Annotated in this window: 13 protein-coding genes; 2 read left to right on the top strand and 11 right to left on the bottom strand. The window is 73.7% G+C overall.

Annotated features, from left to right (window positions below; translation table 11 throughout):
• Window positions 1–86: 86 nt before the first annotated feature.
• The 11 genes from kynU to OG802_RS19205 form a co-directional block, all read right to left on the bottom strand.
• Window positions 87–1274 (bottom strand): kynureninase, encoded by a 1188-nt coding sequence (gene kynU, locus OG802_RS19255; protein ID WP_329412135.1) that lies wholly within the window; start codon window positions 1272–1274, stop codon window positions 87–89.
• Entirely contained in the window at window positions 1267–2112 is an 846-nt protein-coding gene (locus OG802_RS19250) for a tryptophan 2,3-dioxygenase family protein (protein ID WP_329412134.1), read from the bottom strand. Before OG802_RS19250 ends, kynU begins: the two co-directional genes overlap by 8 nt.
• Before the next feature lie 156 nt (window positions 2113–2268).
• A complete protein-coding gene (locus OG802_RS19245; protein ID WP_329412133.1) occupies window positions 2269–2682 on the bottom strand; it encodes a DUF3151 domain-containing protein in 414 nt (137 codons plus the stop codon).
• 221 nt (window positions 2683–2903) lie between these two features.
• A complete protein-coding gene (locus OG802_RS19240) occupies window positions 2904–4490 on the bottom strand; it encodes an MFS transporter (RefSeq protein ID WP_329412132.1) in 1587 nt (528 codons plus the stop codon).
• Between the two features lie 107 nt (window positions 4491–4597).
• Entirely contained in the window at window positions 4598–5629 is a 1032-nt protein-coding gene (gene fbaA / locus OG802_RS19235) for a class II fructose-bisphosphate aldolase (RefSeq protein ID WP_329412130.1), read from the bottom strand.
• A 204-nt stretch (window positions 5630–5833) separates the two neighbouring features.
• On the bottom strand, window positions 5834–6382 hold the full coding sequence (gene pyrE / locus OG802_RS19230; protein ID WP_329412128.1) for an orotate phosphoribosyltransferase: 549 nt from the start codon (window positions 6380–6382) through the stop codon (window positions 5834–5836).
• A gap of 22 nt (window positions 6383–6404) precedes the next feature.
• Window positions 6405–7211: an aldose epimerase family protein gene (locus tag OG802_RS19225; RefSeq protein ID WP_329412127.1), complete on the bottom strand. Its 807-nt coding sequence runs from the start codon at window positions 7209–7211 to the stop codon at window positions 6405–6407.
• Between the two features lie 137 nt (window positions 7212–7348).
• Window positions 7349–8359 carry an SRPBCC domain-containing protein gene (locus tag OG802_RS19220; protein ID WP_329412125.1) on the bottom strand — a complete coding sequence of 337 codons (1011 nt, stop codon included), beginning with the start codon at window positions 8357–8359 and terminating at the stop codon, window positions 7349–7351.
• A 156-nt stretch (window positions 8360–8515) separates the two neighbouring features.
• Window positions 8516–10153 (bottom strand): polyamine aminopropyltransferase, encoded by a 1638-nt coding sequence (locus OG802_RS19215; protein WP_329412124.1) that lies wholly within the window; start codon window positions 10151–10153, stop codon window positions 8516–8518.
• A 107-nt stretch (window positions 10154–10260) separates the two neighbouring features.
• Window positions 10261–10800 (bottom strand): DUF2617 family protein, encoded by a 540-nt coding sequence (locus OG802_RS19210; RefSeq protein ID WP_329412123.1) that lies wholly within the window; start codon window positions 10798–10800, stop codon window positions 10261–10263.
• A gap of 538 nt (window positions 10801–11338) precedes the next feature.
• Window positions 11339–11638, bottom strand: a complete 300-nt coding sequence (locus tag OG802_RS19205; protein WP_329412121.1) for a hypothetical protein — start codon at window positions 11636–11638, stop codon at window positions 11339–11341.
• A 398-nt stretch (window positions 11639–12036) separates the two neighbouring features.
• Here OG802_RS19205 and OG802_RS19200 point away from each other — a divergent pair, with 398 nt between their 5' ends.
• Together OG802_RS19200 and OG802_RS19195 are read left to right on the top strand one after the other, a co-directional pair.
• Window positions 12037–12564, top strand: a complete 528-nt coding sequence (locus OG802_RS19200) for a DUF1062 domain-containing protein (protein ID WP_329412119.1) — start codon at window positions 12037–12039, stop codon at window positions 12562–12564.
• 214 nt (window positions 12565–12778) lie between these two features.
• The gene (locus OG802_RS19195) at window positions 12779–13978 is read left to right on the top strand and encodes a pyridoxal phosphate-dependent aminotransferase (protein ID WP_329412117.1); all 1200 of its coding nucleotides are present in this window, start codon (window positions 12779–12781) and stop codon (window positions 13976–13978) included.
• Window positions 13979–14014: the final 36 nt, after the last annotated feature.

Raw genomic sequence — 14014 nt, 5'->3', positions numbered from 1 at the left:
CGTACCACCGAGTACGCCCAGGAGAGACGGTTCGTTCAATCAACTCGCCTGCCGGATCAGCGCAGTTCCTCTGAGCACAGTTCCCGTCAGCGCAGTTCCTCCGCCAGCACCCGCGCCGCCCGCTCCACGTCGGCGAACCCGACGTACAGGGGGGTGAAGCCGAACCGGAGCACGTCCGGCTGCCGGAAGTCGCCGACGACACCGCGCCCGATCAGCCGCTTCATGACGTCACCGGCGTCGGGCGAGCAGCGCAGCGCCACCTGGCTGCCCCGCTCCTCGTGACGCACCGGGGTCAGCGACTCGACGCGCCCCTCGGGGACGTACTCCCGCACGCACTCCAGGAAGAAGTCCGTCAGGGCCAGCGACTTGGTGCGCACCGCGTCGATCGACACCCCGTCCCAGACCTCCAGCGCCGCCTCCAGGGCGAGCATCGACAGGATGTCCGGGGTGCCGACGCGGCCGCGCGCGGCGCCTGCCGCCGGCTCGTAGGCCTCCCGCATGCCGAAGGGCTCGGCGTGCGAGTTCCAGCCGGGCAGCGGTGAGTCGAAACGGTCCTGAATTTCATCGCGCACGTACAGGTAGGCCGGTGAACCGGGGCCGCCGTTCAGGTACTTGTAGGTGCAGCCGACCGCCAGGTCCACGCCGTGCTCGTCGAGGCCCACCGGCAGCGCGCCCGCGCTGTGGCAGAGGTCCCAGACGGCGATCGCGCCGGCCGCGTGCACGGCTGCGGTCAGCGACGGCAGGTCGTGCAGCCGGCCGGTCCGGTAGTCGACGTGGTTGAGGAGCACGGCGGCCGTGCGCCCGGACAGCGCCGCCGGCACCTCGTCCGGTCGCACCGGGCGCAGCGTGCGGCCGGTCAGCCGGGCCGCCGACGCGGCGATGTAGCCGTCCGTGGGGAACGTCGTCGCGTCGACGAGGATCTCGTCGCGGGCGTCGTCCACCAGGCGGACCGCGCCCACCAGCGCCTTGAAGACGTTGACGCTCGTCGAGTCGCCGACCACGATCTGTCCGGCGGCCGCGCCCACCAGCGGGGCGATCCGGTCGCCGATCCGCTCGGGCGCCGTCCACCAGCCGCTCTCGTCCCAGGAACGTATCTTCAGCGCACCCCACTGGCGGCGCACGACGTCCTCGACCCGGCCGGGGACGGAACGCGCGAGCGCGCCCAGCGAGTTGCCGTCGAGGTAGACGCCGTCGTCGAGGACGAACAGGGCGCGGCGGCCGGCGAGCGGATCGTCGGCGTCATGCTGCTGCGCGACAAGGGCCAGGTCAGACATGGGACCTCGCCGTCCACAGCTCCGGGAAGACGTTCTTCTGGGCGCGCTTCTCCAGCCAGGCGACGCCGGCCGAACCGCCCGTGCCCGCCTTCGCGCCCATCGCGCGCCGGGTGGCGACGAGGTGGTCGTTGCGCCAGCGCCAGACCAGTTCGGCGACGTCCGTCAGCGCCTCGCCGAGACGCGCGACCTCGTCGGACTCGTCGCCCGCGTACACGGCCGTCCACACGGCCTCGACCTCGGCCGAGGGCTCGTAGCGCCGGGCGAGGTCCCGGTCCAGGACGGCGGCGGGGACGGCGTGGCCGCGGCGGGCCAGCAGCCGCAGCACCTCGTCGTACAGGCTCGGCTCGTGCAGCGCCTTCTCCAGCTCGGCGTGCACGCGGGGCGCGCCGCGGTGCGGGACGAGCATCGACGCCGACTTGTCGCCGAGCAGGAACTCCATGCGCCGGTACATCGCCGACTGGAAGCCGGAGCCCTCGCCGAGCGCGGAGCGGTACGAGTTGAACTGGGCGGGCGTGAGCTGCCCGAGCGGCTTCCAGGACGCGTTCAGCGCGTCCAGTTCGCGGACGGACCTCTTCAGCGCGTCGATCGCCACCGGCACCCGGTCCTCGCGCAGCGCCCGCGCGGCGGTCTCCCACTCGTGGACGATGACCGTGAACCACAGCTCCATCACCTGGGTCGTGACCAGGAAGACCATCTCTCCGGGATCGTCGGAGAGGGTGTGCTGGAGGTGGGTGAGCACGTCCGCCTTGACGTAGTCCTCGTACGGCGTCGTGCCGGCGAAGTCGAGATGCGGGGTCTCGGGCTCCGAAGCCTCGTCGGGCTGAGCCTGCTGGGACATCGCTGTCTCCTGTTGTTGCTCCGGGTAGCGGTCCGCACCTGCCGTTTTCGACAGGACGCCCCGGTCCCCACCCGCATCCTGCGCAATACCGGCCCGAAAACGCAAGGCCCGTCCGGTCACACGGGGACCGGACGGACCACACGTCCCGCCCGCGGGCTAGCCCAGGGTCTGGGCCGCCGTCGGGGAGGAGTCCTTCAGGAACTGCGAGCAGCGCTCGTACTCCTCCTGCTCGCCGATCGCCTGCGCGGCGCGGGCGAGGGCGTGCAGGGCGCGCAGGAAGCCGCGGTTGGGCTCGTGGTCCCACGGCACCGGGCCGTGCCCCTTCCAGCCGCTCCGGCGCAGGCTGTCCAGACCGCGGTGGTAGCCCGTACGGGCGTACGCGTACGACTCCACCACGCTGCCCCGCTCGAACGCGTCGTCGGCGAGCCGGGCCCAGGCCAGCGACGACGTCGGGTACTTCGCGGCGACGTCGGCGGGCGCGGTGCCGCTCGCGAGGAGCTCGCGCGGCTCGGGGTCGTCGGGGAGGTGGGTCGGGGGCGGGCCCCCGAGGAGGTTTTCGTGAAGGGACATGCGTCCAGTCTGCGCCATCCGCCGCCCGCCGTCGCCGCCCGCCCACGATTCCCGCCACCGCCCGCCCGCGCCGCCCCGCCCGCGCCGCCCCGCCCGCACACCGCACCGGGCACGCCGCACCGGGTACGACGGACCGGCGACCGGCACCGCAGACCAGCGACCGGTACGGCGATCCGGCGCTCCGGGCGGGGGCGCGTGGCCCGGCCGGGCCACGGCTACGGCTACGGCAGGCGTCTGCCCGTCGGCCGGCCCTCCAGGGGCGGGGCGAGGACGCTCCCGTGGGTTCTGCACTCCGGGCGACGGCAGTCCGGGGGCGGCCGGCGCACCGTGGTGAAGGCGACCAGCGCCCCCAGCGCCAGGACCCCCGCGCACAGCACCATGGCCTTGCGGAACGCGTCGTCGAAGGCCGTGGCCGAGCGGTAGGCCTCGGGGCCCATGCCGGTGAGCAGGGGCAGCGCGGCCACGGCGATCAGCCCCGCCGCCCGCGCCGCCGCGTTGTTGACGCCGCTGGCGATGCCCGCCCGGGTCACGTCCACCGAGGCCAGCACGGTCGCGGTGAGCGGCGCGACCAGCGTGACCATGCCGACGCCGAGCACCAGGACGCCGGGCAGGACGTCCCCGGCGTAGGACGCGTCCTGCCCCACCCGCAGCATCAGCAGCATCCCGGCGGCGCACAGCAGCGGGCCGGCGGTCAGCGGGATCCGCGGCCCGATCCGCTCGGCCAGTGCGCCGGAGCGCGCCGACAGCAGCAGCATCAGCACGGTGGTCGGCAGGAGCGCGGTGCCCGCGCCGAGGGCGGACCAGCCGGCCACGACCTGGAGCTGGACCGCGCACAGGAAGAAGAAGCCGCCGAAGGCCGCGTACACGCACAGGGTGACCAGGTTGACGGCCGTGAACTGGCGGGACGCGAAGATGTCGAGCGGCAGCATCGGGTCCGGGCTGCGACGCTCCACCGCGACGAAGGCCACGCCGGCCGCCACGCCCGCGGCCGCCGTGCCCGCCACCACCACGGGGGAGCCGCTCCCGGCCTCGATCAGGGCGTACGTGACGAGGGCGAGCGCCAGCGCGCCGAGGAAGGCGCCCAGCGCGTCGAAGCCCCCACCGGCGCGGCCCTTCCGCCCCGCGCCCCTTACGCCCCGTGCCCCGCTGGCACCCCCCGCACCTCCCGCACCTCCCGCATCTCCCGCTTCTCGCGCATCTCCCGCATCTCGTACCCCTCCGGTCTGCGTCCGGGACGACTCGGGCACGTGGCGAAGGGCCACCGGCACGCACACCAGCGCCAGCGGCACGTTCAGCCAGAACACCCACCGCCAGCCGGGTCCGTCCACCAGCCAGCCGCCCAGGAACGGCCCCACGGCCGCCCCGATGCCGCCGAAGCCCGACCACAGTCCCACCGCGCGGCCCCGGTCCTCGGCGTGGAAGGAGGCCTGGATGAGGGCCAGCGAGCCCGGGGTGAGGAGCGCGCCGCCCACTCCCTGGAGGGCGCGGGCGGCGACCAGCACGGCGGCGTTCGGGGCGATCCCGCACAGCAGGGAGGCGGCGGCGAACCACACCACCCCGACCACGAACACCTTCCGCCGCCCGTAGTGGTCGCCGAGGGAGCCGCCGAGCAGGATGAACCCGGCGAGCGTCAACAGGTACGCGTTGACCGTCCACTGAAGGACGGCGAGGTCGGCGTCCAGGTCGCGGCCGATGCGCGGCAGCGCCACGTTGACGACGGTCGAGTCGAGCAGCGCCATGCTGGAGCCGAGCACGGTGGTGAACAGGATCCACCTGCCGCGGGACGAGGCCAGCCGGACGTCGGGCATAGCCCCAGGTATACAGCGAGCCCGGCGCCGTAGACAGACGCCGGGCTCGCTCACCCCGTAATACCCGCAATACCCGTAATACCCGTGGGGGGACTTCCCCGCGGGGACTACTTGATCTTCTGGCCGGCCGAACGCAGGTGCTGCGTGGCCTCGACGACGCGCGCGGCCATGCCCGCCTCGGCGAGCTTGCCCCAGGTCCGCGGGTCGTAGGTCTTCTTGGAGCCGACCTCGCCGTCGACCTTCAGGACGCCGTCGTAGTTGCGGAACATGTGGTCGGCGACGGGCCGCGTGAAGGCGTACTGCGTGTCCGTGTCGAGGTTCATCTTGACGACGCCGTTGTCCAGCGCGGTCGCGATCTCCTCAGCGGTGGAGCCGGAGCCGCCGTGGAAGACGAAGTCGAACGGCTGCGAACCGGCCGGCTTGCCGTACTTCGCGGCGACGCCCTCGTTCAGCTCCTTGAGCAGGTCGGGGCGGAGCACCACGTTGCCCGGCTTGTACACGCCGTGGACGTTGCCGAAGGACGCGGCCAGCAGGTAGCGGCCCTTCTCGCCGAGACCGAGCGCCTCGACGGTGCGCACCGCGTCGTCGACCGTCGTGTACAGGGAGTCGTTGATCTCGTGGGAGACGCCGTCCTCCTCGCCGCCGGTCGGGGTGATCTCCACCTCGAGGATGATCTTCGCGGCGGCAGCGCGGGCGAGCAGCTCCTGCGCGATCTCCAGGTTGTCGGCGAGGGTCTCGGCGGAGCCGTCCCACATGTGCGACTGGAACAGCGGGTTGCGGCCCGCCTTCACGCGCTCCTCGGAGACCGAGAGCAGCGGACGCACGTACCCGTCCAGCTTGTCCTTGGGGCAGTGGTCCGTGTGCAGGGCCACGGTGACCGGGTACTTCTCGGCGACGATGTGCGCGAACTCGGCGAGGGCGACCGAACCCGTCACCATGTCCTTGCTGTACTGGCCGCCCAGGAACTCGGCGCCACCCGTGGAGATCTGGATGATGCCGTCGCTCTCCGCCTCGGCGAAGCCGCGCAGCGCCGCGTGCAGGGTCTGCGTCGAGGTGACGTTGATGGCCGGGTAGGCGAACTTGCCTGCCTTCGCCCGGTCGAGCATCTCGTTGTAGACCTCGGGGGTTGCGATGGGCATCTGTCCGCTCCTTGATTGTGCGGGTTGACGATATGCGTGCTACGGCCCTGACCTAGACCTTGGATTCGACGTCGTCGTCGGGGCCATCTTTCCAGAGATGCGCGAATGGTCCATGCCTGGTCCGCGTACTGGTCGGTCGCCCGGCCAACGCACCGGTCCGCCCGCCGGCGGGAGGCGGCTCGACGGGACGGCGGGCGGGGCCGGTCAGTCCAGGCCCAGCTCGTCCTTCGAGAAGGCGAACAGGTAGGGCACGCCGGCGCCTTCGCGGATCTTCCGGTCGGCGCCGGTGGCCCGGTCCACGATGGTCGCCACGGCGACCACTTCGGCGCCCGCCTCGCGCACCGCCTCCACGGCGGTGAGCGGCGAGCCGCCGGTCGTCGAGGTGTCCTCCACGACGAGGACGCGGCGGCCCTTGATGTCCGGGCCCTCCACGCGTCGCTGAAGGCCGTGCGCCTTCGCCGCCTTGCGCACGACGAACGCGTCCAGCCTGCGCCCGCGCGCGGCGGCCGCGTGCAGCATGGCGCCGGCGACGGGGTCGGCGCCCATGGTGAGGCCGCCGACGGCGTCGAACTCCAGCTCGGCGGTCAGGTCGAGCAGCACCTGACCGACCAGCGGGGCGGCCTCCCCGTCGAGGGTGACGCGGCGGAGGTCGACGTAGTAGTCCGCCTCCAGGCCCGACGACAGGGTCACCTTGCCGTGCACCACGGCCTTGTCCTTGATCTGCTGCAGCAGCGCGCCGCGAGTGTCCGTCATGCCCTCAGCTTAGAGGCGGCCCTCACAGCCGGGTCCACGACCAGGTGGTCGACGCCTCCAGCGGCTCCAGGGGGGTGACCAGGCGCGGAAGTGTGTTCAGTCCGTCCGGCGGCCCGGTCTGCGGCTCCACGCACACGGCCGCCTCCTGCTCGTCGTAGACGACGACCCACTCCTCGCGGCTGGTCACCTTCAGCTCCAGCTGCCCCGGCCAGGTGAGGGTGACGTCGACGCCGCCGGGCATGCCGAAGCAGTCGTCCCAGGGGCCGGGCTTCGGGGCGACGCGGTTGCCGGTCGGCAGGTGGTCGTCGCCGCGCTCCTCCTGCCAGGCCGGCTCGAAGGAGACCCGCACCTCCTGCCCGCCCCGCCCGTCGCCGGCGCCGAGGGTCCGGTTGAACCAGGGGTGCCAGCCGATCTGCGCGGGGAACGACGAGTCGTGGGCCTCGACCGACATGGCGATCCGCAGCTCGTCCCCGGCCAGCGTGATCACCTGGGTGACCAGCCCCGGGTAGGGCCAGGGCTCCACGAGGGCGTACGTCAGGACCACCTCGTCCGCCGTGCGCCGCGCGACCTTCCAGGCGCCGTCGCGGGCGGTGCCGTGGATGGCGTTCGGGGGAGCGTTGAGCGGCATCTGCCGTACGGTCGCGCCGTCGCGGAAGCGGCCGTCGCGGATCCGGCCGCACCAGGGGACCATCGGGAAACAGCCGAACCGCTCGCCCTGGCGCAGCAGTTCGAGGCCGCCGACCCGCAGCCCACCCACCCGGCCGCCGTTGCCCGGCTGCACGGTCACCTCCGCGTCACCCGCGGTCAGCGTGATGTCTTCGTCACTCACGGGACGACCCTACTGGGGCGGGACAGGGGTGTTGGGGAGCAGGGGTCCGGGCGGCGACAGCGAGGGCTGCGGGGAACGCCCGCGGGGTCCCCCGGCGCGGGGCCCGCGCGGGCTCGTGTCCGGTCGCGGCCGCGCCGTCAGCCCCGCCGGCGCAGCGCTCTGCCGACCACGATCGCCGACGCGACCACCAGGGCGGCCGCGGGCGCGGCCCAGCGCAGCGTACTGCCGGGGAGGACGGTCTGCGGGGCCGGGACCGGCGCGTAGCGCCCGCGCGGCGGAGCGTGGTCCACCTCCTCCGCGCTGCGGCCGATCATCGTCCGGCGCGCGTGAGCGGCCTCGGCGGGCGGCTCTCCGGGACCGGCGAGGCCGTCCAGCCCCGACGGGGGCGCCTCCACGTCGAAGACGTCCTCAGGAACGTCCTCGTGCACATCCTCGCGGCCGTCCTCATGGACGTTCTCGTGGACGGCGGGCTCGTCGACGTCGTCCAGGTCCCCGGCGTCGGCCAGGCTCCCGGCCGCGTCCAGGCTTCGGGCGTCGTCCGCGTCGGCCGCGTCGGCCAGGTCGTTCACGGCGTCCGGGGCGTCCGGGGCGTCCGGCGTCTCCAGGGTCTCCGCGTCGGCGGCGTCCCGTCCGTCGTCGGCGCCCCCGCTTCCGGGGCCATCGCTCCCGGCGCTCTCGCTCCCGGGCCCGCCGGTGGCGGGGGACGGGGTGTCCTCGGCCGGCTGCGCGGTTCCCGCGCCCAGGTTGCCCGCGAAGCGGTTCAGCAGGCGGGCGACCGCGGAGTCGACCGCCTCCGACGGCAGTTCGGTGACCCGGCCGTCCGCCGTGGCCGTCCCCTCGAAGCGGAGCGTCGCGCCGCCGTCGGCGTCGTGCAGCCGCAGTGTGAGGGCGAGTTTCACGGAACCGCTGCCCCGGGCCTCGGCCGCGTCGCCCTCCACGGTGAAGCCGCCGCCGTCGCGCGGCGAGACGCGTACGGCGCCCCGGTAGGTGATGGTGTGGCCGCCGATCCGCAGCTTGAGCCGCCCCGCCACGGGGTCGGTGCCGGCGTCCTGCTGGAGGCCGGGGACCGCCCGGGCCACCTGCGCGGGGTCGGCGAGGGCCGCCGTCAGCCGCTCGGCCGGAGCCGGAACGAACACCTCATGCTCCATGAGTGCGGAGCCTACCCAGCATGGGCGGGAAAGCACCCGGCGAAACCGGGATTCCGCCGCGCCGCGCTCCCGGCCGGCGGTACGCGCAGCCGCGGCCCGCCGGGACCCCGCGGCGGTCGTCCACAGCGCTGAGGACGGCCGGCCGGCCGGGGCACGTCAGTAGCGCGGATGCACCAGCGTGGACGCCCGTGCTCCCGTCACCCGTGTGCTCTGCGCCGCCCGCGCGTCAGCCGTCAGCGCCGCCTGGGTCAGCGTGCGCAGGGCGCGCCCGTGCGGGTCGAGGCGCAGGCGCGGGCGGCCGTCGGCGGAGGCCAGGACGAATCCCCAGTCGCGGGGCGCGCGGGCGGTGTCGGCGGTGCGGTCGGGGCCCGCGGTGAAGCCGGTGGCGCGGCCGTCGACGCGGTAGGGGGCGGTGCGCAGGCCGGCCGCGCGCAGTGTCGCCTCGACCGTCCAAAACACGCGCGGTCGGGTGGCGACCGGGCCGGCGTGCACCACGAGCCGGCCGCCGGGGGCCAGGGCGCGCCGGGCGAGGCCGTAGAACTCCTCGGAGTACAGCTTGGTGCTGGCGGTGATGCCGGGGTCGGGCAGGTCCGCCACGACCACGTCGTACGTCGCCGCGGACGCCTCGCGCAGCCACTGGAAGGCATCCGCGGCGGTGACATGGACGCGCGGGTCGCCGTAGACGTGGCCGTTGAGGCCGGACAGCGCGGGGTCGGTGCGGGCCAGCCGGACCAGGCCGGGGTCGGGGTCGACGACGTCGACGCGGCGGACGCCGGGATGGGCGAGGGCCTCGCGGACGGCCAGGCCGTCGCCGCCGCCGAGGACCAGCACGCGCGCGTGGGGGCCGTTCATCGCCGGGTGGACCAGCGCCTCGTGGTAGCGCCGTTCCTCGCGGCCGCCGACGCGCAGCCGGCCGTCGAGGTAGAGGTCGAGGGGGCGGCCGCGGTCGCCGCCGGTGAGGACGATCTCCTGGACGCCGGTCCGCACCGCCACCCGCACGTCGTCGCCGTAGACCGCCTGCCGCGCGGCCCGTTCGAAGTCGTCGACGAGGACGGCGGCGGAGCCGAGGACGCCGAGGGCGGTGATGTTGGCGACGAGCAGGAGGCAGCGGGCCCGGCAGGTGAGGTCGCGGCGGAACAGGCCGAGAACCAGGGCGGCTCCTGCCACGACGTTGACGGCGCCGGTCAGCAGCGAACTCGTCAACTGGCCGAGGAACGGCAGCAGCAGGAAGGGAAAGGCGAGGCCGCCCACGAGCGCGCCCACGTAGTCCGCGGCGAACAGGTCGGCCACCGCGCCGCCCGCGTCCTGGCGGCGGACGCGCTGGATGAGCTCCATGAGCAGCGGCACCTCGGCGCCGATGAGCAGGCCGATGGCCAGGGAGAACGCGACGAGCAGGACGCGGGGGCCGTTGGCCCACAGGCCGCCCCACGCGCCCGTCCAGGCGAACACCGCGTACAGGGCCATGGCGCTGCACCCGCCGACCAGCGCGAGGGCCGCCTCCAGCGCGCCGAAGCCGGCCGCGGCGAACCGGCGCAGCCGCTTGGCGGCGAGGGAGCCGATGCCCATCGCGAAGACCATGACGGACAGCACGACGGAGGCCTGGGTGACGGAGTCGCCCATCAAGTAGGAGGCGAGCGCGACGAGTTCCAGTTCGTAGACGAGACCGCACGCGGCGCAGACGAAGACGCACGCCAGGACCAGGAAGCGTCCGGTGTCCGGCCGGACGGGGAGCCGCGCGGGGCCCCGCCAGGACGGCGGGGCGCCGGGTGGCGCTGGGGCGTGCGCTTCGATCACGACTGCGACGTTACGTTACGGTGAGGGCACCCTACGTCACCCACACGTGTGAACTCCGGGCTGTCTGCGGTTCTGTGTGTTTAGGTCGCTCGGGTCGCTCACGTCGCTCACGTCGCCGTCAGCGGGACGGGGTCGCCCGAGCGGGCCCGGATGCCCACTCTGGTGCGCGTCGCCACCAGCTGGCCGTCCTGCGGATAGGCGTGCCAGGTCCGCCAGTTCACCTGCCCTTCCTGCCGTTGGACGAGGAGCGCGGTGAAGGCGTGCGGGCTGCCCGGGAAGACGCCGGCCAGGCCGTGCGGGTGTTCGGAGACGAGGGCGAGGAGTTCCTGGGCGCGGCCCGCGAACTGGCCCGGCGAGAGCACCTCGACGCGGGCCGCGAACTCGTACTCCCAGTCGCCCACGCGTTTGGCGACGCCCAGGGGGAGGGGGGTGCTGCTGCCGGGGATGCAGGCCACCGTCTCCGAGCAACAGCCCTCCTCCTGTTCCAGCAGCACCTGGTGCGAGGCGCCGAGCAGTCTCAACTGCAGCTTGGCGGCTGACAGTTCGAGGTCGAGGGTGGCGAGGGCGGGCAACGGCTCGCGCCCCAGGGCCCAGGCGAGATCGGCCGCGCGCGTGTCGGTGTAGGAGGTGTTCAGGGTCGTGAGCATGGGTCGGCTCCGCGGAGAAGCAGAAGATGAGGAGTGGGTCCGGCGCACCCAGGACGACACCGGGAGACGGCCCCGGTCAGCCCGGTCTGGGAGTGTCGTTTGCTCGGGACGTCCGAAGAGGGTCCGAGGGGCTGCGTCGGTGCTTAGAGGGAATCATGAACTGCGGAGCCGCCACAGCGTTTTTACCCAACTTCGTGGGGTTTCCATCCCTCGGGGGGCTACACAGCTCAATTGTTCAACTATGGCGTGCGCCGAGCGATGCGGCGTGCGCCCACGCGCCCCACATGAAAGCCGGGGACGCGGGTACACGCACCGGCCGCTCCCGGCCGAAGCGACGGCGGGGGCCCGTGACGGGCCCCTTGGGGAGGGCCTTGGGGAGGGCGCTGGGAGGGCGTTGGGAGGGTTCGCCCCCGGTCCGGCGGGCGCATCCGCGTCCCCGTCCCCGTCCCCGCCCTCGGCGCGACCGCGGGGCCCGTGGTCGGCGGCGGGCCCCGCGGTCCGGATGCGGCTTCCCCGCGGGGAGCTCAGCTGCCCCGTGTCAGCTGCCTCCGCCGCATCCGCCGCCTCCTCCGCAGGAGGAACCGCCCCCGCAGGAGGACCCGCCTCCGCAGGAGTGGCCTCCGCCGCAGGAGTGGCCTCCGTGGCCCCCGTGATGGCCCCCTCCGGAGCCGCTGTCTCCACCGGCCCACCAGCTGCCGGCGGCTGCCCCGCCGCCGGACGAGCCGTGCCCGCGACCGCCGCGGCGCGGCTTCCCGCCGCCGCTGCGGTTGGCGGCGTTGATGAGCAGGGCCAGCACGAACACGCACGCGATCATCGCCAGGACGATGCCGAAGACCATGGCGTCATCCTCCTTCCGAGTCCCCCGAAGCAGCCCCCCGTGGGCGCCTCGCGCGGTGCCTGAGCGCCACGTGACCGGGGGATGCCCGTCCGCCTCACCGGCCAAAGCAGAGTTGAGCAACTTCAGAGGGTTCCGCCCGGAGAAACATCTCTGACCTGCGCAGAAGGGTGGTCCCGGGGGGCGGTGGCCGCCGTGGAAAACCGGTTGAGCGGCGTCGCCGCGCGCCGCTACCTTGCTGCCGGACGAAGTCGCCCAGGCAAGGACGTGGCCGTTGTACACCGTGTGAGACCTCCCGAGCGCTGATCGGTCGCGCGTCGCATCCGTGCGCCGTGCTGCTTTTTGCTGCGGACTTCTCACTGGAAAACCGGTGTACTTCTGTGCTCGAAAACTGGGTTGTCATGCCCACCTCCCTGCCGCTCGTCCTGCGCCGTTGTCACGCGTGCGCGTCCCCGCGCTTCCGGACGGACGGCAGGTTCCGCGTCAACGCCCACCACAAGCTCGTCGACGTCTGGCTCCTCGTGCTCTGCACGGGGTGCGGGGACACCGCGAAGCTCACGATCCTGGAACGCACGAACGTGCGCTCGGTACGGCCGGCGCTGCTGGACCGGCTGCACGGCAACGACCCCGCTCTGGCGGCCGAGTTGCTCAGGGACCCGCTCGTGCGGCGGCGTAACCGCATCGCCCTCGACTGGGACGACGCCTGGCGCCTCGACACCGGCGGGCCGGTGCGTCCGGACGACGAGGCGATCGACGTCTCGGTCCGCTTCGCGGCGCGGATACCCGTCCGGCCGGTGCGGCTGATCGCCGAGGGCTGCGGTCTGCCGCGGGCCGAGGTCGAGAGACTGATCGCGCAGGGCGCGCTCGTCTCGGCGGTCCGCCTGACCGGCAAGCTCTCCGGCGACTTCACCTTCACCCTGAAGCGCTGAGGCCGGCCGGGCGGCGAAGCCCGCCCGGCCGTCACAGGCCGCCGGAAGCGGGGCCCGTCAGGACGACCCCCGCCGGGACACCGGGGCCCGTCGTGCCACACGGCGGGACCCGCCCGGCCCGCCCGGCCTGTCGTGCCGGGCGGGCTCCGGCCCGTTACGACAGTCCTCGCGGCGGGCCCGGTGAGGTTGAGGAACCGCCGGGCTTCGGCGCAGGATGACGCTCATGACCTCCACCGCGCGCCCGTTCCTGAACCGCCGCCTCGCCCAGTTCGGGACGACGATCTTCGCCGAGATGTCGGCGCTGGCGATGTCGACCGGCGCGATCAACCTGGGCCAGGGATTCCCCGACACGGACGGCCCCGAGGAGATCCGCGAGGCGGCCGTGCGGGCGCTGCGGGACGGACGCGGCAACCAGTACCCGCCGGGTCCGGGCGTCCCCGAGCTGCGCACGGCGATCGCCGACCACCAGCGCCGCCGCTACGGCCTGTCCTTCGACCCGGACACGGAGGTCCTGGTCACCGCCGGGGCCACGGAGGCCATCGCCGCCTCGCTCCTCGCCCTGCTGGAGCCCGGCGACGAGGTGATCGCCCTGGAGCCGTACTACGACTCCTACGCGGCCTGCATCGCCATGGCCGGCGCCACACGCGTGCCGGTCACGCTGCGCCCGGATCCGGAGGAGGCGCGCTTCCGCCTCGACCTGGACGAGCTGCGCGGCGCGGTCACCGACCGCACCCGGCTGCTGCTGATCAACACCCCGCACAACCCGACCGGCACGGTCCTCACCCGCGCGGAGCTGACGACGATCGCCGAGCTGGCCGTGGAGCGGGACCTGCTCGTGGTGACCGACGAGGTGTACGAGCACCTGGTGTTCGACGACGCCGAGCACGTGCCGCTGGCCACCCTGCCGGGGATGCGCGAGCGCACGGTCACGATCGGCTCGGCCGGCAAGACCTTCTCCTTCACCGGATGGAAGGTCGGCTGGATCACCGGCGCCCCCGGTCTCGTCGCCGCCGTCCGCTCGGCGAAGCAGTACCTGACGTATGTCGCCTCCGGGCCCTTCCAGTACGCGGTCGCCGAGGCCCTGCGCCTGCCGGACGCGTACTTCGACGGCTTCCGCGAGGACATGCGGGCCAAGCGGGACCTACTGGCGGCGGGGCTGACGGACGCGGGCTTCGGGGTGTTCGTGCCGACCGGCACCTACTTCGTCACCACCGACATCCGCCCCCTCGGCGAGACCGACGGCTTCGCCTTCTGCCGCGCCCTGCCCGAGCGGGCCGGCGTCGTCGCCATCCCGAACGCGGTCTTCTACGACCACCGCGACGAGGGCGCCCCGTTCGTCCGCTTCGCCTTCTGCAAGCGCACGCAGGTCCTGGCGGATGCGACGGAACGGCTGCGCAAGGCATTCGCACGCTGACCACCGGCTGACTGCCGTCACGCGAGGCCGGCCTCT

Source organism: Streptomyces sp. NBC_00704 (assembly GCF_036226605.1).
Lineage (GTDB): Bacteria > Actinomycetota > Actinomycetes > Streptomycetales > Streptomycetaceae > Streptomyces.
The sequence above is the reverse complement of the archived record's forward strand: the minus strand, read 5'-3'. Positions and strand labels throughout refer to the sequence as shown.